We start from the raw sequence: 21,313 nt of genomic DNA on the forward strand, positions 1-21,313 counted from the left end.
TTCGGTCAGGAGGCGATCACCTCCGGCTTCGGGCTCGCCGACGCCAGCTGGTAGGCGGCCCGCAGGTCCCACGCCACGGCGTCGGCGTCCCGGCGGAACCGGGGCGCCGCTGTGTGGATGATGACCACGCCGTGCGCGCTCATCCGCGCTTCCCGCTCGGCCACCCGCTGCGCGGTGCGCGGCGCCCATGGGCGTTGGACGTCGGTGTCCCACGCGAGGCCCACTTCGTCCCACCAGGCGTCGACCAGGCCGAGGTGGACCTTCTCCGGTGTGCTCAGCCGGATGCCCCATTCCGGCGGCGGCAGGCCCGCACGGTCGATCAGTTCTCGGGCGATCCGACCGCGCACCAACCGAATGCCGCGGTCGACCTCGGACAGGACTTGCCGCAGCAGCGTCCGCCCGGGTCTCCGGCTCACCTCGAGTTCCCGCCGCAGCGACTCCACGGGCACCTCGCCCTGATAGATCGCGTCCAGCGCCAGCTGGCGCACCTCGCCGTACGACGCGGTCGACCGGCAGGCGTCGACCGTCGCCCGGTCCAAGGGCGCGGTCGGGAAACCTTTCCGCCACAAGGGATCCGGCGGCCGGATCGTCGGCTCGATCCGCACCGAGCCGTCGGACCGCCGAGGTCCGTGGCTCGGCACCAGCACGTGGACGGCGCCCTGCGGTGGCGTCAGCAGACCGTGCAGCCACATCGCCTCGCGGCCGGTGACGACGCCGTCGGGTCCGGCTCGGTCCAGAGCGGCCTGGATCCGTTGTGCGCGTTCAGGTGGAGCATCACCGAGCGGTGTCGCGGCGACGTGCCGTGGATGGGAGTCGAATGGGTTGAGCACTGCTTGGTTCGTTTCCATGGGTTCGAGGAAACAGGCACTCAGTGATCGCCGCCAGGGGGTGCGCGCCGGCTGTGGATCGTTTGAGCCATTGTGGACAACTCGGTCCGATAGTCGCCGATTCACCGATGGCGCGAGTGAGGCTGTGTGTTCCGTCTGAAAGGATGCGGAACGTGTCCGCCCAGCCCCGCCCCATCCTCCGACTCGTGCGACGGCTGTTCGTCGGCTTCGTGCTGGTGAGCCTGCTCGTCGTCGGCGGCACGGCGTTCCGGGTCTGGCAGGTCGCCCGGATCGACGACCGCGAGCACGCCGACGTCGTAGTGGTCCTCGGCGCGGCGCAGTACGCGGGCAAGCCGTCGAAGGTCCTTGAGGCACGGCTGCGGAAGGCGAAGTCCCTATACGAAGAGGGCGTCGCGAGCTACGTCGTGACCGGTGGCGGCAGGCGAGCGGGTGACCGGTTCACCGAGGCCGAGGCGGGCCGAACGTGGCTGGTCAACCAGGGTGTGCCTCGCGATCGGGTGATCGATGTCGGCGAGGGCAACGACACCTTGGGCACCATCCGCGCGGTGGCGACCGAGGTGAAGCGGCGCGGATGGGAGTCAGCCGTGATCGTCAGCGACCCGTGGCACTCGCTGCGCGCGCGGACCATGGCGCACGACGCCGGTCTCGAGGCGTGGACCTCGCCGACGCACTCCGGTCCGATCGTGCAGACCCGCGAGACCCAGGCCAGATACATCTTCCGCGAGACCGCGGCCCTGCTCTACTACCGCGCGACCAACGCCTCCGCCGACGGGATCGCGCTCGACGGCGAAGTCGGCTGACCGGCACGTACTCTCTGACCGTGAGCCCCGGCTATTCAGATCACGACAGCGCCCGCCTGTTCGCCGAGGCGCCCAAGGGCGCGACGCTCGCAGGAGCGCTGCCCGCCGTCCGATCGCCGTTCAGCCGGGACCGCGCGCGCGTCCTGCACTCCGCCGCACTGCGCAGGCTGGCAGGGAAGACGCAGGTCGTGGGGCCGAACGAGGGCTCGGAGGTCCACGGCATCCCGCGCACCCGACTCACCCACTCGCTGGAGGTCGCCCAGATCGGCCGGGGGATCGCCGAGGAACTCGGGTGCGACCCGGACATCGTCGAGACCGCGGGCCTGGCCCACGACATCGGGCACCCGCCGTTCGGCCACAACGGAGAGCGCGCTCTGGACGAGGCCGCGCAGGACTGCGGCGGATTCGAGGGCAACGCACAGACGCTGCGCATCCTGGTCCGGCTGGAGCCGAAGATCCTCGGCCATGGGCTGAACCTGACCCGCGCGTCACTGGACGCCGCGACCAAGTATCCGTGGCCGCGGCGCGCGGGCGTCCGCAAATTCGGTGTCTACGCTGACGACATCGCCGTCTTCCAGTGGATGCGCGAGGGCGCGCCGGGGGATAGGCAGTGCTTCGAGGCGCAGCTGATGGACTGGTCCGACGATGTCGCCTATTCGGTGCACGATGTGGAGGACGGGGTCCGCGCGGGCCGGATCGCGTTGGGTGCGCTCGCCGACCCCACCGAGCGGGCCGGTATCGCGCAGTTGGCTGCCAAACACTTCTCCGATGAACCGGTGTCGGCGTTGGAGGAAGCGGCGGCCGAGTTGCTGCGGCTGCCGGTCGTCGCGGACGCGCGGGCGTATGACGGGTCGTTGGACGCTCAGGTCGCGCTCAAACGGTTGACCAGTGAGCTTGTCGGCCGGTTCGCCTCGGCTGTGGTGACCGGGACGCGGGACGCGCACGGTCAAGGGCCGCTGACCAGGTATTCAGCCGATCTGGTGATTCCGAACCAGGTCGCGGCCGAGGTGGCGCTGCTCAAGGCGACGGCGGTCCGGTACGTGATGAGCGATCCGGTGCGGCTGGCGATGCAGGCCGAGCAGCGCGCGTTGATCACCAGCCTGGTCGCCGCGCTGGTCGAGCGGGGTGCCGAGGTGCTCGAACCCGCGTTCCTGCCCGCGTGGGACGCCGCGTCGGACCATGGCGCTCGGCTTCGGGTGGTCATCGACCAGGTCGCCTCCCTGACCGACGCCCAGGCTGTCACGTGGCATTCCGAGCTTGTGGACAACTTCCGAGCCAGTTAGGCGAAAGCCGGCACACTCGTGAGACGGACACCACAAGTCGTCAGGAGCCAGCCGTGCCACACCTGGAATTCACCCTCGCTCTGCACCGCGCGATAGCGGGGGATCCCACGGAGACCGTGTGCTGGTCGCCGTACTCGGTGGCCAACGCGCTCGGCTTGCTGGCGGTGGGTGCCCGAGGTGAGAGCCGTCGCGAACTCGTCGCCCTGCTCGGCGAACTCGACTCGCTCACCACCACGATCGCCGGGGCGGCCACTCTGGACGAGGCCGGGTCCGATGAGGACGAACCGGTGATCGCGGTGACGAACACGTTGTGGGCAGACACTTCGATCAGGGTGGAGAGCTCGTTCGCCGACGAGCTGTCCCAGTGGTCCGACGGGTCGGTGCGCAACGCTCCATTTCAGACGGAGCCGGCCAAGGCTCGCGACGAGATCAACGCCGATGTCGCGGAGACGACCAGGAACCTGATCCCCGAGCTGCTGCCCGAGGGGTCGATCGGCTCGGACACGGTCTCGGCGCTGGTCAACGCGCTGTACTTGAAATGCGCGTGGCGACACAAGTTCAGCGAGTACTTGACCGAGCCCAAGCCGTTCCACACCGCGGCCGGGGAGGTCGAGGTGCCGACGATGGGGCTCAACGAGTCGGTGCCGTATGCCGCGATCGACGGGTGGCAGGTCGTCGGGCTGCCCGCGGTCGGCGGAGTCCAAGCGGTGGTCCTGCTTCCGGACGGCGATCTCGCCGACGCCGAACGGGAGTTGACGGCCGAGTCTCTGGGCGCGTTGCTCGCCGCGCCACAGCACCGCCAAGTGGCGTTGTCGCTGCCGAAGCTCGAACTCGGCACCCAGGCTGAGCTGTCCGCGGCCCTGCGGCGGCTCGGCGTGGGCGAGGTGTTCGGAGACCAGGCCGATCTGAGCGGGATCAGCCCGGACCCGTTGGCCGTGCAGGCGATCCTGCACGAGTCCGTGCTGAAGATCGATGAACAGGGCTTCGAGGGTGCCGCGGCCACGGCGGTGATGATGCGGATGCTGTCGATGCCCGAGGACCCGCTCGAGGTCAAGGTCGACCGGCCGTTCCTGCTGCTCGTCCGGCACACGGGCACGGGAGCGGTGTATTTCGTGGCGCGGGTCACAGACCCGTCTTGAGAGGAGGTTGTCACGTCTGATCCAGGTGTCTCGTCCACCTGATGAACGGCCCAGATCGGGGGCCTGAATCGGGAGGTAGAGATGCCACGCATCGAAGCGGTCGCGACACGGGACGCTGGTCCGCTGCTGCGCGTCGTGTACTGGTTCGCCCGCCGCAGGTTCGGGGCGGTGCCCGAGCCGGTCGCGGTGTCGGCTCACCATCCCAAGTTGATGATGGCCAGCGGCCGCCATGAAATGGCCGTCGAGAAGGCGTCGAAGGTGCTGCCCGCCAATGTCCGGGAGCTCGCGGTATACCGGGTGGCGCAGCAACTCGGCTGCTCGTGGTGCGTGGACTTCGGCACCATGCTGCAACGACTCGACGGCCTGGACATCGACCGGTTGAAGGAGATCGACAACTACGCCGAGTCCGCCGCGTACACCGACCAGGAGCGACTCGCCATCGCCTACGCGGACGCGATGACGACCAACCCGGTCAGCGTGACGGACGAACAGGTCGCGGAACTGAGGGAGGTGTTCGGGGAGAAGGGAGTGATCGAACTCAGCTACCACATCGGGCTGGAGAACATGCGCGCACGAGTCAACAGCGCACTCGGCATCGTCGACCAAGGCTTCACCTCCGGGGATGCCTGCCGGATCCCGACACCCTGACAAGGTCAGCCGTGCCCGGCGCCACCGCGGCGGGGCGGTCACGCCCGGACGATGGCTGCCGGTCGGCCGCCGCAGGTGGGTGGGTTAGGGGCGATGCCCGCCGGGCAACGGGCCGGGCGGGTGCCGGGCAATGTTTGCCGGGCACAACGGACCGGGCGGGTGCCCGGGCAATGCTTGCCGGGCGACGGCTGCCGGAAGTTCACCGCTGGACAGGCGCGTGGAAGGCGATGCGCGCCGGGATATTGGGCGACGGACTGTCACTGTCGTCGCCGGGCGATGCGTGGCCGGGCATTGCCCGTACGGGCCCGCGCCGGGTGATGGTCGCTGGCGGTGGTGTGGCGCGACGCTGCGGGCTTCTGGGCGGTCGCTGCGCCTGGTGCCAGCGTGCGGGTGCAGGGCGATGGCTGTTGACCGGGCGTGGGCGTGCGGACAGGGCCGGCCGCGGCCGTGGAGTGCGGGTCAGGCGGGGTAGCGGGTGAGTTTGTCCGGGTTCACGACGTCGTACATGGCGGCGATCTGGCCGTCGCGGAGGGCGAAGGTGGCGACGCGGCGGTTGAGTTCTCGGTGGGTGCCGTCGGCAGGGACGTCGGGGAAGGCGATGGCCAGGTCGCCGTTGACCATGACCAGTTGGGCCATGCCCATCTTGTCCTCGCCGTACATGCGGAGCAGGCCCAGCATGAAGCGGGCGATGTTGTCGGGGCCGACGATGTGGTTGCGGGCGGTGCGGGCCTTGCCGTCGCTGTCGCCGATGAGGACGGCGTCGGGGTGCAGCAGGTCGACGACCTTCGCCAGGTCGCCTGCCATCAGGGCGGCGACCAGGGCCTGGACCGCGGCGCTCTGGTCGGCCAGGGCGGCGCGCGGTGGCGGGTCGGCGTCGGCCGCGGCGCGGCGGCCGCGGGAGGCGTGTTGGCGGGCGGTGGCGTCGGTGCAGCCGAGGGTGGCGGCGATCTCGGTGAACGGCACGCCGAAGGCGTCGTGGAGGACGAAGGCGACGCGTTGTTCCGGGGTGAGCTTGTCCAGCACGACGAGTGCGGCCATGCGCACGCCGTCGTCGCGGACGATGGTCTCCAGGGGGTCCTCGCTCGCCGGGGTGCCGAACGGGGTGATCACCGGTTCGGGCAGCCACGGGCCGACGTAGCGCTCGCGGCGGGCCGTAGCCGAGCGCAGGCGGTCGAGGCAGATGCGGCCGACCACCGTGGTCAGCCATCCGCGCAGGTCGCGGATGTCGGCGCGGACCTGTTCGTCCAAAGCGGACAGTCGCAGCCAGGCTTCCTGGATGGCGTCCTCGGCGTCGGTCAGCGTGCTCGTCAGGCGGTAGGCGACGCCGAGCAGGTGGGTGCGGTGCTCGGTGAAGCGCTCTGCCAGAGCCGTGTCGCTGACGGTCACGTCATCCATCGTAAGGGCGGCCCGTCCCGCCCCGGGCGGCGCGCCTAGACTCGGCTGCTGTGGCGGGGCGAATCCGGGAAAGCGACATAGCGCAGGTTCGTGAGCGCAGCCGGATCGACGACGTCGTCGGCGAGTACGTGGCACTGCGCCGCGCCGGTGGCGGTGCGCTCAAGGGGCTGTGCCCGTTCCACGACGAGAAGACGCCGTCGTTCAACGTGCGGCCGACGCATGGGACGTTCCACTGCTTCGGCTGCGGTGAGGGCGGCGACGTGATCGCCTTCGTGATGAAGATCGACCACCTCTCGTTCGTGGAGTCGGTCGAGCGGCTGGCCGAGCGGGTGGGCCTGCAGCTGACCTACGAGGGCGGCGGCACGAGCGTGCAGCGCGACCGCGGCACCCGGTCGCGGCTGGTCGACGCGCACAAGGCGGCGGCAGAGTTCTACGCCGAGCAGCTTCGCGGGCCCGACGCGATGGTCGCGCGCGAGTTCCTGGCCGAGCGCGGGTTCGACCAGGCCGCCGCGGCGGCGTTCGGCTGCGGCTACGCGCCCGGGGGCTGGGACAAGCTGACCAAGCACCTGCTGGGCCGCGGCTTCGAGCTGACCGAGCTGATCAAGGGCGGCCTGTCCCGCGAGGGCAGGCAGGGCCCGATCGACAAGTTCCACCGCAGGCTGCTGTGGCCGATCAAGGACATCGGCGGCGACGTGGTCGGCTTCGGCGCGCGCAGGCTGCACGACGACGACCAGATCCAGGCGAAGTACCTCAACACCGCTGACAGCCCGATCTACAAGAAGTCGCAGGTGCTCTTCGGGCTCGACCTGGCCAAACGCGAGATCGCGAAGCGGCACCAGGTCGTGGTCGTCGAGGGCTACACCGACGTCATGGCCATGCACGCCTCGGGCGTGCTCACCGCCGTCGCCTCCTGCGGCACCGCGTTCGGCAGCGAGCACATCCACGTCCTGCGCAGGCTCCTGATGGACGACGACGCCTTCCGCGGTGAGGTGATCTTCACCTTCGACGGCGACGAGGCCGGGCAGAAGGCCGCGCTCAAGGCATTCGACGACGACCAGCAGTTCTCCGCCCAGACGTTCGTCGCGATCGCGCCGGACGGCATGGACCCGTGTGAGCTGCGCCAAGAAAAGGGTGAGGTCGCCGTGCGCGACCTCGTCGCACGCAGGCAGCCGTTGTTCGCCTTCGCCGTCCGGGCCGAGCTGTCGTCGCACGACCTCGACACCGCCGAGGGCCGGGTCGACGCGCTGCGCCGGACCGTGCCCATGGTCGCGAGGATCAAGGACCACTCGCTGCGTGACGAGTACGCGCGGCAGCTCGCGGGCTGGGTCGGCTGGGAGGACGTGGCCACCGTCGTCCGGCGCGTGCGCGAGAACGCGGGCGGCCCGGTCCCCGCGCCCGCCCGGCGCGCGCGTGCGGTCGACCCGAACCAGGGCGCGCTCGCCGTCGAGGTCGAAGGGCCACCGCGGCCCGACCCGCGCGACCCCCGGCTCCATGCGCAGCGCGAGGTGCTCAAGCTTGCGCTGCAGGAGCCCGCGCTGGCGGGCCCGATGTACGACTCGCTGCCGCTGGAGGTCTTCACCCATCCCGCCTACGAGGCCGTGCACCGTGCCGTGATCGACGCGGGCGGGACGGCCTCCGGGCTCGCGGGCGCGGAACTGCTCGACTCGGTGACCAAGAACTGCCCGTCGCAGACGTTGAAGACGCTGGTCAGCGAGTTGGGTGTCGAGCCGATGCCGTTGCCCAACAAGAACTCCGCCGCCGAGCGCTACTCGTCGGCGATCCTGGCCGCGCTGCAGCGGGAGCTGGTGGCAAGGCAGATCGCGGAGATCAAGTCGCGGCTGCAGCGGGTGTCGCCGGTCGAGAACCCGGAAGAGGCGCGCGCGCTCTGGGGCGACCTTGTCGCCATGGAGGAGTGGTACAAGGCGCTGGGCAAGCAGGCTGCTGGGGGCATGGATTGAGCGGGTTCCTTGACCGGCTGCTGGGCAGCGGGATTCCCAAGGGTTTCGTCGGCGAACTCGACCGCGATGAGGCGGTCGCGGCGTCCGCGCCCGTTCGCGGTGGCGGCCACCTGGTGGCGACGTCGCTCGGCCTGTGGCTGCCGGACGGCGACGGCGCGCGGCGGATCGGCTGGCACCTGGTCGCGAAGGCGACGTGGGGCAGCGGGGTCTTCGTGATCACCGAGGCGGAGGAGACCGAGCACGCGGGCGACGCGGTGATCTTGGCCGATCTGCCGCCGGTGAAGGTCGTCGTCGAGAAGCCGGGCAAGCTGCCGCAGGCCGTCCACCAGCGGGTCACCGGGTCCATCCGGTCCCGGCACCACCGCGAGCTGCCGGGCGGCGGCGCGTGGTTCGTGCAGCGGAAAGTCCCTGGTCAGGACGGCACTGTGCTGCAGGTGCGCCCGGACCCGGGCACCGACCTCGACGCGGTCCGCGTCGTCGCCGCCGAGGTGGCGGCGAAAATCGCGGACGCCCGGGGGAGTGACGGGCTAGAGTAAACAGTACGTACGTACGGTTTGCTTAGGAGGTGCCCATGTGGGACCCGGACAAGTACCTCGCTTTCGACGACCACCGCGGCCGCCCGTTCTTCGATCTCATCGCCCGCATCGGCGCCGAGTCGCCGCGCTCGGTGGTCGACCTGGGTTGCGGCCCCGGCAACCTCACCGAGGCGCTGGCCAAGCGCTGGCCGGATGCGCGGGTCGTCGGCTATGACTCGTCGCCCGAGATGGTCGAGGCCGCCGCGGGACGCGCGGTCCGGGTCGAACTCGGAGCGATCGAGACCTGGCGGCCGGAACCCGACACCGATGTCGTGGTCAGCAACGCAGCCCTGCAGTGGGTGCCCGGCCACGTCGAACTGCTGCGCCAGTGGGTGACGGCGCTGCCCGCGGGCGCGTGGCTGGCCGTCCAGGTGCCGGGCAACTTCGCCGCGCCGTCCCACGAGCTGACCCGCGAACTCGCCAGGGAGCCGCGCTGGCGTGACCGCCTCGAACAGGTCGTCCTGCGCGAGGACGACGCCGTCCTCGACCCCACCGGCTACGCCGACGCCCTGGCCGACGCGGGCTGCGACGTCGACGCCTGGGAGACCACGTACCAGCAGCGGCTCGCGGGGGAGCACCCCGTGCTGGAGTGGATCACCGGCACCGCCCTGCGCCCCATCCGCGCCGCCCTGTCCGACGCCGACTGGACCGACTTCCGCGACGCCCTGGCCCCGCGGCTGCACAAGGCCTACCCGCGCCGCGCCGACGGAACCACGTGGTTCCCGTTCCGCCGCGTCTTCTTCGTCGCCCGAACCCCGCGCTAGCCCCGCTTCAGCCGCTCGCCGACCTTCGCCCGCGCGATCCCCGCCGCGCCCTGCACGGCGGGATGGTCGGCGATCCGCCGGTACGTGCGCATGATCTGGTCATACCGCCCACGGCCCGCCTTGGAGCCGAGGACATAACCGACACCGGCCCCCAACAGGAACCCCATCACGTTGCTCGCCTCCAGAACCCGCCGACACTGCCCATGACATCCTCCCCTACCTGGGGTCCCGCCGCTGTGGGTCGGTAGGGGGACCCCGCGAAAACGACGTTGTCGAGGTGCGCTAGAGTTGTTCCAACGTTGGGCCACGGTCCAACAGAGCAATCCTCCATAGCTCAATTGGCAGAGCATGCGACTGTTAATCGCAGGGTTGTTGGTTCGAGTCCAACTGGAGGAGCAAACCCCCAGGTCCCAGACCTGGGGGTTTTGTCGTTCGGTCCGCAGCCGACAAGATCGTTTCTTGATCGGTTGGGTAGGATCGACTTGCTGGGGGCGGTAGCTCAGTTGGTCAGAGCAGGGGACTCATAATCCCTTGGCCGTCGGTTCGAGCCCGACCCGCCCCACCACCTTCTCGACCTTGTGACGCGATCAACACCGTTAGTAGTCTGGCGGTCCCTGCATCCCAGTGATGGGAGTTGATTCGCTTGTCTCGCAAGGTATTCACTGTGTTGGCGGCGCTTGTCGCGCTGCTGGTCACAGGCTCGCCGGCGCTCGCGCAGAGTGATCCGGTGGTGGCCAATCCCGGTGACAAGGTCGGTGTCATGGGCATGGCCACCAGCCTGCAGCTCACCGCCACGGGTGGCGCCGCCCCCTACACCTGGACGGCGACCAACCTCCCGCCTGGTCTGACGGTGGCGCCCGCCACCGGGCTGGTTTCGGGGACTCCCCAGCAGTGGGGGCTCTATCAGGTGACCGCGACCGCCAAGGATTCAGTGGGGCGGTCGGGGTCGGTGAACTTCTACTGGAACATCGTCACCCCGCCCGTGCCCTGCGGCGGCGGCAACCACGACGACTACCCGATCCGCGACAGGTCCACAGTGGACAGCCCAATCGCGGTCACCAACTGTCCGACCACCGGTCTGCCCAACTCCCGGGTCGAGGTGCACATCAAGCACACCTACATCGGCGACCTGGTCGTCAGCCTGGTCTCGCCGGACGGGACGACGTTCCTGCTGCACAACCGCACCGGTGGCGGCACCGACGACATCAACCAGTCCTACACCGTCAACCTCTCCGGTGAGCAGGTCGAGGGCACCTGGAAGCTGCGGGTCCGCGACGCCGCCTACAAGGACACCGGGTTCATCGACTCCTGGAGTATCGGCCTCTAAGAGTGGCTCAAGGCGCCCCGTGCTGAACCGGCACGGGGCGTTTTGCTGTGCCGATGATACCGGCGGGTAACCCTTGACCCCACCGAAACAAAGACGTACAAAGATGAAACCACACAGAAACGAAGGGGAACCCATGTACGCGGCGGAACGTCAGCAGCTCATCGCCGAGCGGGCTCGGGCTGCCGGTCGGGTGGAGGTGGCCGCGCTGGCCGAGGACCTGGGGGTCACCACCGAGACCGTCCGGCGCGACCTGGACTCGCTGGAGAAGCGGGGGGTGTTGCGCCGCGTGCACGGGGGTGCGATTCCGGTCGAGCGGCTGCGGTTCGAGCCCGAGCTGGCCGCCAGGGACACCGAGGCGACGGCGGAGAAGCAGCGGATCGCCAAGGCCGCGCTCGCCGAGTTGCCCGCCGAGGGGGTCATCCTGCTCGACGCGGGGAGCACCACGTCGCGGTTGGCCGAGTTGCTGCCCGCTGACCGGGATCTGACTGTGGTGACGAACGGGCTGCCTATCGCTTTGGCGCTGGCCAACCGTGGGCTGAACGTCCTCAGCCTCGGTGGCCGGGTGCGGACCAAGACTCTCGCCGGGGTCGACGCCTGGGCGCTCAACGCGCTGCGGGACCTCTACGTCGACGTGGCGTTCCTCGGCACCAACGGGCTCAGCGCCGGGCGTGGGCTCAGCACGCCGGACCAGGCCGAAGCCGCGGTCAAGCAGGCCATGGTCGCCGCCGCGCGGCGGGTCGTGGTGTTGGCCGACTCGTCGAAGGTCGGGACCGACTGCTTCGCCCGGTTCGCCAGCCTGGACCAGGTCGACGTGATCATCACCGACGACGGGCTGGACGCGCTGGAGGCCGCCGAGTTCGAGGCGGCCGGCCCGACGGTGGTGCGCGCGTGATCGTCACCGTCACCGCCAACCCGAGCGTCGACCGGACCGTCGAGACCGACGTCCTGCGCCGCGGCGCTGTCTCGCGCACCCGGCCCGCGCTGCTCGACGCGGGCGGCAAGGGCGTCAACGTGGCCCGCGCGCTCGCCGCGAACGGGCATCGGGCCGCGGCCGTCCTGCCGACCGGGGGAGCCGAGGGCGTGCAGCTCACGGCCCTGCTCGCCACCGCTGGCATCGCCGTGGTGGAGGTGCCGATCGCGGGGGCGGTGCGGTCCAACATCACCATCGCCGAGGCCGACGGCACCACCACCAAGCTCAACGAGCCCGGCCCCCACCTCAGCGCCGACGAGCGCGCCCGGCTGATCGCGGCGACGCTGGAAGCCGCGCGGGGCGCCGAGTGGGTCGCGCTCTGCGGCAGCCTCCCGCTGGGCGTGCCGACCGACTTCTACGCCGACCTCACCCTCCGCCTGCGCGCGCAGGGCGTCCGCGTCGCCGTGGACAGCAGCGATGACGCGCTCCGGGCCGTGGTCGCGGTGCGGCCCGACCTGGTCAAGCCCAACCGCGAGGAACTCGCCGACCTGGTCGGCCACGACGTGCGGACCCTCGGCGACGTCCTCGCCGCCGCGCGGACGCTTGGCACGACCGTGCTGGCCAGCGTCGGCGCCGAAGGTGCCCTCCTCGTCACCGCCGACGCCGCGTGGCACGCCCAGGGTGCCCGGGTCGAGCCGCGCAGCACCGTCGGCGCGGGCGACGCCCTGCTCGCGGGCTTCCTGGCCGCGGGCGAGATCGGCCCGGACGCACTGGCTGAAGCCGTCGCCTGGGGGACAGCCGCCGCCGCGCTGCCCGGCAGCCGGATGCCCACCCCCGCCGAGCTCGACCGCGCCGCCGTGCGCTGCTCACCCGCTTTCGACCCCGCCACCACCCTCAGCGAGACCTGATCGGAGCCCGCCGATGCCCCTCATCACCGAAGACCTCGTCCTGCTCGACCTCGAGACGACCGACCGCGCCGAAGCCACCCGCGCGCTGGCCGCCCGGCTGGCGGACGCGGGCCGGGTGACCGACGTCGAGGTGTTCCTCGCCGACGTGGCCGCCCGCGAGGCGCAGATGGCGACCGGCCTCGAAGGCGGCATCGGCCTCCCGCACGCCCGGTCGGCCGCGGTCGCGGAGCCCTCGCTGGCCTTCGCCCGCAGCGCCGACGGCATCGAGTGGGGCGCCCCGGACGGCCCGGCGCACCTCGTCTTCCTGATCGCGGCGCCGGACGGGGCGGGCGGCGAGCACATGAAGATCCTCGCCGCGCTCGCCCGCAGGCTCGTCCACCAGTCCTTCAAGGACGCACTCGCCACGGCCGCCGACCCCGCCGCCGTCGTCAAGCTCATCACCGAGGAAGTGATCGACCGATGAAGCTCGTTGCCGTCACCTCGTGCCCGACCGGGATCGCGCACACCTACATGGCCGCCGAGTCGCTCGAACAGGCCGCCGCGGCCGCGGGCCACGAGCTGCTGGTCGAGACCCAGGGCTCGGCGGGCATGGACCCGCTGTCCCCGCAGGACATCGCCGACGCGCGGGCGGTCATCTTCGCCGCCGACGTCGAAGTGCGCGACCGCGACCGGTTCGCGGGCAAGCCGCTCGTCCAGTCCGGCGTCAAGCACGCCATCAACCACCCTGGGGAGCTGATCGCCCAGGCCGTCGAGCGCGCGGCCGAGCCGACCACCGCCCTGGTGTCCAAAGTGGATACCTCGGGTGGTCCGGGGACCAGGCTGCGGCAGTGGCTGATGACCGGCGTCAGCTACATGATCCCGTTCGTCGCCGCCGGCGGTCTGCTGATCGCGCTCGCGTTCCTGTTCGGCGGCGCCGAGGTGGCCACCAAGGTCAGCGGCGGCACGTTCGACGGGGTGAAGTACGACGGCGTCACCGACCTGTCGACGCTGCTCGACGTGGCGGGCGTGCCCGGCGTGCTGTTCAAGATCGGCGCTGTGGCGTTCTCCATGCTGGTGCCGATCCTGGCCGGGTTCATCGCCTTCGCCATCGCCGACCGGCCGGGGCTCGTCCCCGGCATCGTGGGCGGGCTGCTGGCGAGCGCGATCGGCGCGGGCTTCCTCGGCGGGCTCGTCGCGGGCCTGCTCGCCGGCGCCGTGGCCTACTACCTGAGCCGGATCAGCCTGCCGCGCGCGTTGCAGGCGGTCATGCCGGTGGTGGTTGTGCCGCTGGTGTCGACCGCGATCGTCGGCACGATCATGCTGCTGGTCGTCGGCTCCCCGGTCGCCTCGGCGCAGACCGCGCTGACGGACTGGCTGGCCGGGATGACCGGCGCGGGCGCGATCGGCCTGGGCCTGCTGCTGGGCGCGATGATGGCCTTCGACATGGGCGGCCCGGTCAACAAGGTCGCCTACACCTTCGCCGTGGGCACGCTGGCCTCCGGCACGCCGTCGGCCGCGATGGCCACGGTGATGGCCGCGGGCATGGTTCCGCCGCTGGGGCTGGCCCTGGCGACAGTGTTGCGCCGCAAACTGTTCACCGACGCCGAGCGCAAGGCGGGCGAGGCGGGTTGGCTGCTCGGCGCGTCGTTCATCACCGAGGGCGCGATCCCGTTCGCCGCGGCCGACCCGCTGCGGGTCATCCCGTCGATCATGCTCGGCGCCGCCGCGACCGGTGGGCTCACGATGGCCGTCGCCGCGACGTCGCTGGCCCCGCACGGCGGCATCTGGGTCGTCGGCCTCATCGGCAAGCCGCTGCTGGTGCTGCTGGCCATCGCGATCGGCACCGTGATCACCGCGGTGAGTGTGCTGGCCACCAAGTCGATCGGCCGCCGCGAATCCACCGTCCCCGTTCCTGTGACCGTCTGAGGAGCAAGCCATGTCCGAGCGCCGAGTGACCATCGCCTCCGCCGTGGGTCTGCATGCCCGCCCCGCGAGCCTGTTCGTGCAGGCCGCGGCCGACCAGCCGGTTCCCGTGACGATCGCCAAGGGCGGGGTCGCGGTGGACGCCCGCAGCATCCTGTCGGTCCTGGGCCTCGACGCCCGGGGCGGCGACGAGGTCGTGCTGACCGCCGACGGGGACGGCGCCGACGACGCGCTCGCCGCGCTGGCGGCGGTGCTGGAAGTGGACCACGACGCATGAGCATCGGAGTCAGCCCCGGCGCGGCGGCGGGTCCCGTCGCCCGCCTCGGGCTCCCGCCCACCTTGCCGACCACCGTGCCCGAAGCGCGGGCCGATGACGCCGTGCGCGCCGCGACGGCGTTGGAGGAGACCGCGGTCGAGTTGGAGCGGCGGGCCAAGCTCGCCGGGCCGGAGGCGGCCGAGGTGCTGACCGCGGCGGCCATGATGGCCCGGGATCCCGCGCTGGCGGGCAACATCCGGGACCTGGTCGGCCAGGGCGTGCCCGCCGCGTGGGCGGTCGACCGCGCTATCGGCGGCTACCGCGACCTGTTGGCCAATGCGGGCCCGTACATGGCCGAGCGCGTCGCCGATCTCGACGACATCCGCGACCGCGCGGTCGCCCGGCTGCTGGGTGTACCGATGCCCGGCCTGCCGTCGCCGGGGCACCCTTATGTCCTGGTGGCTCGGGATCTCGCGCCCGCCGACACGGCGCTGCTCGACCCGAGCGTGGTTCTCGCGTTGGTCACCGAACTGGGCGGCCCGACCAGCCACACCGCGATCCTGGCCAAGTCGCTCGGCATTCCCGCCGTCGTCGCGTGCGCGGCCGCTGGGTCCTTTGTGGACGGCCAGGTTGTGGTCGTGGACGGCGACAGCGGGGCCGTCACCCCGGACCCGACCGCCGCGCAGCTCGACGAGGTGACCGAACGGCAGGTCGCGCGGGCGCGGCGGACCGCGCTGACCGGGCCCGGACGCACCAAGGACGGCCACCCGGTCGCGCTGCTGGCCAACATCGGCGGCCCCACCGACCTGCCCGCTGACATCGAGGGCGTCGGCCTGTTCCGCACTGAGTTCCTGTTCCTCGACCGCACCGAGGCGCCGACGGTCGCCGAGCAGCGCGCGGTGTACCGAGAGGTGCTGGCGCCGCTGGCCGGGCGCAAGGTGGTGGTCCGCACGCTCGACGCGGGCGCCGACAAGCCCGTGCCCTACGCCTGTCCCGATCCGGAGGACAACCCGGCGCTGGGCGTGCGCGGTCTGCGCACGTCGTGGCGGCGGCCGGAACTGCTGCGTGACCAGCTCGAAGCCCTCGCGCTCGCCGCGAACGACACCGGCGCCGAGCCGTGGGTGATGGCGCCGATGGTGGCCACCGCGGCCGAGGCCGCGGGGTTCGCGGCGGTCGCGCGGGAGCACGGGATCGGCAAGGTCGGCGTGATGATCGAGGTCCCGGCCGCGGCGCTCCGCGCTGACGCGGTGCTGGCCGAGGTCGACTTCGTCAGCATCGGCACGAACGACCTCGCCCAGTACACCTTCGCCGCCGACCGCCAGCTCGGCGCGCTCGCCGAACTGCTCGACCCGTGGCAGCCCGCCCTGCTCGACCTGATCGCCGCGACCGCCCGGGCCGGGGCGCGCGCGGGCAAGCCGGTCGGCGTATGCGGTGAGGCGGCAAGCGATCCGCGGCTCGCCCCGGTGCTCGTGGGCTTGGGAATCGACTCGCTGTCGATGGCGCCGGTGAGCGTCGCCGATGTCCGCGCGGCCCTGGCCGAGCACACGCTGGACCAGTGCCGGGAGATAGCGGCCGCGGTGCTCGCGGCGGGCACTGCCGAGCAGGCAAGGGAGGCAGCCGCGCGACTAGGGTAGGTCAGGTGCGGCTCGCCACCTGGAACGTGAACTCGGTCAAACAGCGTGAACCCAGGCTGCTCGCCTGGCTCGACCAGCGGCAGCCCGACGTGGTCTGCCTGCAGGAGACCAAGCTGACCGACGAGGCGTTCACCGCGCTGCTGGGCGACAAGCTCGCCGAGCGCGGCTACGCGGTGGCGCTCAGCGGCGAGGTCCAGTGGAACGGCGTGGCCATCCTGAGCCGAGTCGGGCTCGACGACGTCGAGGTCGGCTTCGCGGGCGCCCCGGGCTTCCCGCACCTGGAGGCGCGCGCGGTGTCGGCGACTTGCGGCGGCATCCGCGTGCACTCGCTGTACGTGCCCAACGGCCGCGTGCCCGACTCCGAGCACTACCACTACAAACTGGCGTGGCTGGCCGCGCTGCGCGAGGTCGTCGCCGCGGGCCCGCGTGAGGTGGTGGTGTGCGGCGACATGAACATCGCGCCCACCGACGCCGACGTGTTCGACCCGAAGGCCTACATCGGCGAGACCCACGTGACGGCGCCGGAACGCGCCGCGCTGGCCGAGTTGCAGGCCGTCGGGCTGCACGACGTCGTGCGCGACCGCTGGCCGGACGAGACGGTCTTCACCTACTGGGACTACCGCGCCGGGATGTTCCACCAGAACCTGGGGATGCGCATCGACCTGGTCCTGGCGGGCGGCCCGGTGGCCGAGCGGGTGCGCGCGGCCTGGATCGACCGGCACGCGCGCAAGGGCACCGGGCCCAGCGACCACGCGCCGGTCATGGTCGACCTGGACGAGGCGCCCGACGGCGACATCGGTCCCGTCGTGCCGCCACCGTCCGCCGGGCGACCCCGGCGGACGGTGAAGCTGCCGCAGCAGAAGTGAGGCGGCTAGAAGATGTGGAACGTCCGCACCGACGCCCACGTGCCGCCGTCACCCGCCGAGGGGCCGGTGAACGTGCCGCCGAGCACGCGAGCGCCCATCACGACGCCCGGGACGCCGACGACGGCGCCGTAGCCGACCATGTGCATCAGCACGAGGTGGCCGTCGGTGTCGCCGATGACGGTGTGGAAGCCGCCGGTGGAGATGAAGTTGCCGCCGACGTAGGTGCCGATCTGGTTGATGTGGAAGTCGCCGACCGGCAGGAAGCCGCGGTGCGGGCCGGTCAACACGGCGCCGATGAACGGGTACTCGGCGGCGGTGGTCTGCGCGGGCTCGGCCATCTTCGCGTCGGTGAGCGCGGCGATCGGGCCGCTGTGGCCGTCGGTCGTGGTGAAGGTGCCGGAGAAGCCCTTGGCGCCCGCCTGCCACGACGAGCCGGTCAGCCAGCCGTCGAACGCGGAGTACTTGACCTCGGGGGCGACGAACGGCTTCTGCACGACGGTCAGCCGGACCTGGCCGGTGCGCTCGGTCTCCGGCATGTTCACCCGCGCGGCGCGCGCCTGGCCGGTGAGCACGGTGGTCGTGGTCTTGAAGAAGATGCCCGTGGTGGTCTGGGAGACAACGGTCGTCGGGGTCAGCTCGCCGCGCCAGAACGGGTTGGTGTCGTGGGCGTCGTCGCCGAAGACGAACCCGACGGTCAGGTGCTCGGCGAACGGCGCGGCGACGGCCGCTGACGCGCTGGAGGCGGGCAGGGTGACACCGAAGACGGCGACGAGAGCGACGACCGTGGCGCGCAGGAATGCCCGCATGTTGTCTCCTTGGGGACGGGGCTGGTCAAGCTATCGATACTCCCGGCGAGGGAGCCGGGGAAAGGCGCCACAATCAACCTTGTCGCGGGGGACAAGGAACCAATCCGCCCGCTTCGGCGTTTCCCGCGTGTGACTCTCGGCCTGCTGTTCGCCTTGTCGCTGCCGGGTCTGGTCTGCGGCCTGATCGCGCTGGCCGCCGTCGAGCGGCTCGGCTCGTGGTCGGGCAGGCGGCGGCTGCGGCGGGACGACACCCCGGTCTCGGCGGTGGGCCTGGAGGAGTTGGACGCGCTGTTCTCCGGCGGCAAGCGCGTGGAGTTGGACGAACGCAAGTCGCACACGCTCATGCGTGACGAAGAAGAAGCGGGCGCGCCTCCGCGCACGAAAGTCGATCTCGACCGCGGGGTCGTGCGGATCGTGCTGCCGGACTAGCGACGCCAGGTGTCGTTGTACGCCGACGCCTTCGCGGCCTCCTCAGCCGCGTGGCGTCTGCGGCGGACGGCGGTCGCGTGACCCGCGGGGAAGCCGTGCTGAGCCACGCGCGCGTCGACGTTGTCCTGGGCGAAGGCGAGGATGATCCGCAGCGCCACCAGGAAACCCAGCAGCGTCGAGCCGAGCGCGAGCGGCCACGAGCCGCCGAACACCACGAGCGCGCCCAGCAGGCCGCCCAACAATGGCGCCAACTGGACCAGCCCGCGGGCGAACGCGCGGACCAGCCATGTCCGGCAGGTGGCGACGTGCAGGACCCACTCGCGGTAGCGCTCGGGGAGTCGGCCGCCGTAGACGAACCAGAGCCACCGCAGCGGCCCAGGACGCTTCATGTGGGCAATGTTAGGGGAGGTCGAACCGCCACCGGAGGTTGAGCGACCCACCCCACTCGACCGACCCGGTGCCCTCCTGCGGCTGCCACTTCAGGTCGAGGTCGCCGCGCAGGAAGATGTCGACGTTGCGCAGCGGGCGCACGCCGAACTCGGCCTCGTTGTCCAGGCCCAGTTCGAACCCGTGCTCCCGGGTCCAGTCCAGCGTCAGGCGGGTCGTCTCGGTGAGGAACCAGTTCCGCCACAGCGGCAGCTCGCGGTTGAACAGCTGCACGCTGCCGTTGCCCGCCAGCGGACCCGCGCCCGCGCCGAGCGTCAGCTGCGCGCCGGGATGGGTGGCGAGGTCGAACGAGTCGAAGTCCTGCAGCATCCGCTCCAGGGTCGTGTCATCCCAGTGCAGGTGCAGCTGCGCGGGGATGCGCAGGTCGACGGGGTTCGCCGTCCCCGTGGGTGTCGACGAGGACGCGCCTTCGAGCGCCTGCCACGTCGCGTCGTCCACGACCCCGGTCTCCGGCAGGCCCTCGCGCCGCTGGAAGAACTTGACCGAGCCCTCGGTGAGCGGCCCGAACAGCCCGTCGACCGGGCTCAGCCGGATCTCACCCGCCGCCGACTCGGCGGCCAGCTGGTGTTCCAGCAGGCCCTGCAGGTACTCCACCCACGCGGTCTCGTCGCTGTCGCGTCTTAGTTCCGGGTTGCCCATCGCGCGCTCCTCAGGCGACCGCGGGGCCCTCGGCCCCGTGGCGGATGGTCGGGTCGACGCCTTCGACGTTGTCGGGCACGGGCTCGCTCTCCAGCCACGCGACCCACTCGCTGTTGAGCTCGACCGCGCTGCCCGGCGCGACTTCCTGCTCGAACTCGACGCCGGTGATCTCACTGTCCATCGACCCATCGTCCGTGGGCTTGACCAGCCAGGACAGGTCCGTCGGGGCGGCCGGAAGGGCAGTCAGGCGCGGACGTAGCGGGTGACCGACAGCAGGTCGAGCGGGTCGACCGAGTCCGGGTCGGGCTCGATGGCGTCGGTGAGGGCCTTGGTGATGAGGTCCAGGTCGAGTCCGGCGCCGATCAGCACCAGCTGCGTGCCGTGCGGCTCGGCTTCCGGGTGGACACTGATGTACGGGCCGACGGTCTGCACCGAGAACTGCTGCCCCTCGCCGAAGTGCACGTAACCCTTCATCCGGTACAGGCCGGCGGGGCGGTCGGTGAGGAAGGCGGCGAACCGGGTCGGGTTGAGTGGCTGCGCACTCGTGAACGTCGTCGTCTCGTACTCGGCGTGCAGATGCGGCTCGCGGTCGATCAGGTCGTCGAACGAGAGCTGCTGCCACGCCGCGTCGGAGCGGCCCGCGGGTTCGAACAGCAGCGCCGGGTCGACCCTGCCGTGCTCGACGGGCACGACCGGGACGCCGTGGGACAGCGAGCGCACCAGGTCGAGGACGCCGGGCTCGGCGCGGTCCATTTTGTTCAGCAGCACCAGATCCGCGTAGCGCAGGTGCTTGTCGAGCTGCGGATGGCGCAGCCGCGTCGACTCGAACTCGGCGGCGTCGACGACCTCCACCAGGCCGCCGTAGGTCACGTGCGGGTTGGTGCTGTTGAGCACGAGCCGCACCATCGCGGGCGGCTCGGCGAGGCCGCTGGCCTCGATCACGATCACGTCGACCGGCGCGTCCGGCGTGGCCAGCCGGTCGAGCATCGCGTCGAGGTCGCTGACGTCCACCACGCAGCACAGGCAGCCGTTGCCCAGGGTCACCATCGAGTCGACCTGGGCGGCCACGGTCATCGCGTCGATGTTGACGCGGCCGAAGTCGTTGACGATGACGCCGATGCGCGTGCCGGTGCGCGAGGTGAGCAGGTGGTTGAGCATCGTGGTCTTGCCTGACCCCAGGAATCCCGCGACCACGATCACAGGGATCGTCACCGGCCCAGGGTAGCGGCGGTGCGCCGCGGAGGCCGTGAGCGCGCGGCCGTGTCGTTCTACTTTGCTCTCCAGAGGCAACGGAAAGTGATCGTCTGGTTGCCCTCGGATAGCGGAAAAGCGGCTTCTGTCAACGGATTCCGCGACCGGGCGTTGGGACAGTCGGAGTAGTGCCCCACTGTTTTTACAGATATAGCGTGGTTTTCGGGTCGGGTCCACCTCTGGGAAAGCCAGCGGGATCGGCAATTACACCGTTGACACGACGGCGATCCACAGTCCACAGTCGTGCCCGTCCCCCTGCTGACAAGAGAGGTACCCATGAGACGCCGCACCCTGCTGCTGATCGCGACCATCCTGACCGCCGCGGGCCTGGCCATCGCCGCCCCGTCGGCCTTCGCCGGTTCGATCGACACCTTCGAGACCAACTCGAAGTGCTGCGCAACGCCTTGAAGAGAGTCTCTCTCACCTTGAGAGTGCGTTAGCGAATGATTTTCCCGTACTACCTCACCAGATAGTCGGTTCCGACCAAAAGCGTGACCTTGGCCCGATACGATCCCGGCGGGCCAGGGA

25 protein-coding genes and 2 tRNA genes are annotated in these 21,313 nt (G+C 71.0%); 19 read left to right on the forward strand and 8 right to left on the reverse strand.

Annotation, left to right across the window (positions count from 1 at the left end; all coding sequences use genetic code 11):
- Positions 1-5: 5 nt before the first annotated feature.
- Positions 6-830 carry a hypothetical protein gene (locus ACSHT8_RS32090; RefSeq protein WP_436495383.1) on the reverse strand — a complete coding sequence of 275 codons (825 nt, stop codon included), beginning with the start codon at positions 828-830 and terminating at the stop codon, positions 6-8.
- Positions 831-991: 161 nt separating this feature from the next.
- Here ACSHT8_RS32090 and ACSHT8_RS32095 point away from each other — a divergent pair, with 161 nt between their 5' ends.
- The 4 genes from ACSHT8_RS32095 (at position 992) to ACSHT8_RS32110 (ending at position 4,718) form a co-directional block, all read left to right on the forward strand.
- Complete coding sequence (locus ACSHT8_RS32095; RefSeq protein ID WP_436495385.1) at positions 992-1,648, forward strand: YdcF family protein; 657 nt, start codon at positions 992-994, stop codon at positions 1,646-1,648.
- Positions 1,649-1,668: 20 nt separating this feature from the next.
- On the forward strand, positions 1,669-2,931 hold the full coding sequence (locus tag ACSHT8_RS32100) for a deoxyguanosinetriphosphate triphosphohydrolase (protein ID WP_436495387.1): 1,263 nt from the start codon (positions 1,669-1,671) through the stop codon (positions 2,929-2,931).
- Between the two features lie 53 nt (positions 2,932-2,984).
- A complete protein-coding gene (locus ACSHT8_RS32105) occupies positions 2,985-4,070 on the forward strand; it encodes a serpin family protein (protein ID WP_436495389.1) in 1,086 nt (361 codons plus the stop codon).
- A gap of 81 nt (positions 4,071-4,151) precedes the next feature.
- Positions 4,152-4,718 carry a carboxymuconolactone decarboxylase family protein gene (locus tag ACSHT8_RS32110; protein WP_436495391.1) on the forward strand — a complete coding sequence of 189 codons (567 nt, stop codon included), beginning with the start codon at positions 4,152-4,154 and terminating at the stop codon, positions 4,716-4,718.
- Between the two features lie 459 nt (positions 4,719-5,177).
- On the opposite strand, the gene sigJ is transcribed toward ACSHT8_RS32110, so the two are convergent.
- Positions 5,178-6,113: an RNA polymerase sigma factor SigJ gene (sigJ, locus tag ACSHT8_RS32115; protein ID WP_436495393.1), complete on the reverse strand. Its 936-nt coding sequence runs from the start codon at positions 6,111-6,113 to the stop codon at positions 5,178-5,180.
- 50 nt (positions 6,114-6,163) lie between these two features.
- Here sigJ and dnaG point away from each other — a divergent pair, with 50 nt between their 5' ends.
- From dnaG to ACSHT8_RS32130, 3 genes are read left to right on the forward strand one after another with little or no spacing between them, the layout of a single operon-like run.
- Positions 6,164-8,071 carry a DNA primase gene (gene dnaG, locus ACSHT8_RS32120; protein WP_436495395.1) on the forward strand — a complete coding sequence of 636 codons (1,908 nt, stop codon included), beginning with the start codon at positions 6,164-6,166 and terminating at the stop codon, positions 8,069-8,071.
- Positions 8,068-8,607 (forward strand): hypothetical protein, encoded by a 540-nt coding sequence (locus tag ACSHT8_RS32125; RefSeq protein ID WP_436495397.1) that lies wholly within the window; start codon positions 8,068-8,070, stop codon positions 8,605-8,607. The genes dnaG and ACSHT8_RS32125 overlap by 4 nt, the downstream gene beginning before the upstream one ends.
- 35 nt (positions 8,608-8,642) lie before the next feature.
- Complete coding sequence (locus tag ACSHT8_RS32130) at positions 8,643-9,410, forward strand: trans-aconitate 2-methyltransferase (RefSeq protein ID WP_436495399.1); 768 nt, start codon at positions 8,643-8,645, stop codon at positions 9,408-9,410.
- Here ACSHT8_RS32130 and ACSHT8_RS32135 read toward each other — a convergent pair.
- Positions 9,407-9,577: a hypothetical protein gene (locus tag ACSHT8_RS32135; RefSeq protein WP_436495401.1), complete on the reverse strand. Its 171-nt coding sequence runs from the start codon at positions 9,575-9,577 to the stop codon at positions 9,407-9,409. The two genes, ACSHT8_RS32130 and ACSHT8_RS32135, sit on opposite strands and share 4 nt — an antisense overlap.
- Before the next feature lie 156 nt (positions 9,578-9,733).
- On the opposite strand from ACSHT8_RS32135, the gene ACSHT8_RS32140 reads away from it, so the two are divergent.
- The 10 genes from ACSHT8_RS32140 (at position 9,734) to ACSHT8_RS32185 (ending at position 17,213) form a co-directional block, all read left to right on the forward strand.
- Positions 9,734-9,806, forward strand: a tRNA-Asn gene (locus ACSHT8_RS32140).
- A 92-nt stretch (positions 9,807-9,898) separates the two neighbouring features.
- Positions 9,899-9,975, forward strand: a tRNA-Ile gene (locus ACSHT8_RS32145).
- A gap of 99 nt (positions 9,976-10,074) precedes the next feature.
- On the forward strand, positions 10,075-10,737 hold the full coding sequence (locus ACSHT8_RS32150) for a proprotein convertase P-domain-containing protein (RefSeq protein WP_436495403.1): 663 nt from the start codon (positions 10,075-10,077) through the stop codon (positions 10,735-10,737).
- A gap of 133 nt (positions 10,738-10,870) precedes the next feature.
- Positions 10,871-11,629, forward strand: a complete 759-nt coding sequence (locus ACSHT8_RS32155; RefSeq protein ID WP_436495405.1) for a DeoR/GlpR family DNA-binding transcription regulator — start codon at positions 10,871-10,873, stop codon at positions 11,627-11,629.
- Positions 11,626-12,555: a 1-phosphofructokinase gene (gene pfkB / locus ACSHT8_RS32160; RefSeq protein ID WP_436495407.1), complete on the forward strand. Its 930-nt coding sequence runs from the start codon at positions 11,626-11,628 to the stop codon at positions 12,553-12,555. Before ACSHT8_RS32155 ends, pfkB begins: the two co-directional genes overlap by 4 nt.
- A 13-nt stretch (positions 12,556-12,568) precedes the next feature.
- Positions 12,569-13,018 carry a PTS sugar transporter subunit IIA gene (locus ACSHT8_RS32165; RefSeq protein WP_436495409.1) on the forward strand — a complete coding sequence of 150 codons (450 nt, stop codon included), beginning with the start codon at positions 12,569-12,571 and terminating at the stop codon, positions 13,016-13,018.
- Positions 13,015-14,460 (forward strand): PTS fructose transporter subunit IIC, encoded by a 1,446-nt coding sequence (locus tag ACSHT8_RS32170; protein ID WP_436495411.1) that lies wholly within the window; start codon positions 13,015-13,017, stop codon positions 14,458-14,460. The genes ACSHT8_RS32165 and ACSHT8_RS32170 overlap by 4 nt, the downstream gene beginning before the upstream one ends.
- Positions 14,461-14,470: 10 nt before the next feature.
- Positions 14,471-14,734 carry an HPr family phosphocarrier protein gene (locus tag ACSHT8_RS32175; protein ID WP_436495413.1) on the forward strand — a complete coding sequence of 88 codons (264 nt, stop codon included), beginning with the start codon at positions 14,471-14,473 and terminating at the stop codon, positions 14,732-14,734.
- Entirely contained in the window at positions 14,731-16,347 is a 1,617-nt protein-coding gene (gene ptsP, locus ACSHT8_RS32180; protein ID WP_436495415.1) for a phosphoenolpyruvate--protein phosphotransferase, read from the forward strand. The genes ACSHT8_RS32175 and ptsP overlap by 4 nt, the downstream gene beginning before the upstream one ends.
- Before the next feature lie 5 nt (positions 16,348-16,352).
- A complete protein-coding gene (locus tag ACSHT8_RS32185) occupies positions 16,353-17,213 on the forward strand; it encodes an exodeoxyribonuclease III (protein ID WP_436495417.1) in 861 nt (286 codons plus the stop codon).
- Between the two features lie 5 nt (positions 17,214-17,218).
- On the opposite strand, the gene ACSHT8_RS32190 is transcribed toward ACSHT8_RS32185, so the two are convergent.
- A complete protein-coding gene (locus tag ACSHT8_RS32190; protein WP_436495419.1) occupies positions 17,219-18,019 on the reverse strand; it encodes a hypothetical protein in 801 nt (266 codons plus the stop codon).
- A 129-nt stretch (positions 18,020-18,148) separates the two neighbouring features.
- Here ACSHT8_RS32190 and ACSHT8_RS32195 point away from each other — a divergent pair, with 129 nt between their 5' ends.
- Positions 18,149-18,448 carry a DUF6191 domain-containing protein gene (locus ACSHT8_RS32195; RefSeq protein WP_436495421.1) on the forward strand — a complete coding sequence of 100 codons (300 nt, stop codon included), beginning with the start codon at positions 18,149-18,151 and terminating at the stop codon, positions 18,446-18,448.
- Here ACSHT8_RS32195 and ACSHT8_RS32200 read toward each other — a convergent pair.
- From ACSHT8_RS32200 to ACSHT8_RS32215, 4 genes are all read right to left on the reverse strand, one after another.
- Positions 18,445-18,837 carry a DUF5313 family protein gene (locus ACSHT8_RS32200; RefSeq protein WP_436495423.1) on the reverse strand — a complete coding sequence of 131 codons (393 nt, stop codon included), beginning with the start codon at positions 18,835-18,837 and terminating at the stop codon, positions 18,445-18,447. The genes ACSHT8_RS32195 and ACSHT8_RS32200 overlap by 4 nt on opposite strands.
- A gap of 10 nt (positions 18,838-18,847) precedes the next feature.
- Positions 18,848-19,534, reverse strand: a complete 687-nt coding sequence (locus ACSHT8_RS32205; protein WP_436495425.1) for a peptidoglycan-binding domain-containing protein — start codon at positions 19,532-19,534, stop codon at positions 18,848-18,850.
- A gap of 10 nt (positions 19,535-19,544) precedes the next feature.
- Positions 19,545-19,715, reverse strand: coding sequence for a hypothetical protein (locus tag ACSHT8_RS32210; RefSeq protein WP_436495427.1), 171 nt, complete (start codon positions 19,713-19,715; stop codon positions 19,545-19,547).
- Between the two features lie 62 nt (positions 19,716-19,777).
- Complete coding sequence (locus ACSHT8_RS32215) at positions 19,778-20,746, reverse strand: CobW family GTP-binding protein (RefSeq protein WP_436495429.1); 969 nt, start codon at positions 20,744-20,746, stop codon at positions 19,778-19,780.
- A 315-nt stretch (positions 20,747-21,061) separates the two neighbouring features.
- Here ACSHT8_RS32215 and ACSHT8_RS32220 point away from each other — a divergent pair, with 315 nt between their 5' ends.
- Positions 21,062-21,193 (forward strand): hypothetical protein, encoded by a 132-nt coding sequence (locus tag ACSHT8_RS32220; RefSeq protein ID WP_436495431.1) that lies wholly within the window; start codon positions 21,062-21,064, stop codon positions 21,191-21,193.
- The last annotated feature ends 120 nt before the right edge of the window (positions 21,194-21,313 follow it).

Origin of the sequence: Actinokineospora sp. HUAS TT18 (genome assembly GCF_051364635.1) — a bacterium.
Lineage (GTDB): Bacteria > Actinomycetota > Actinomycetes > Mycobacteriales > Pseudonocardiaceae > Actinokineospora.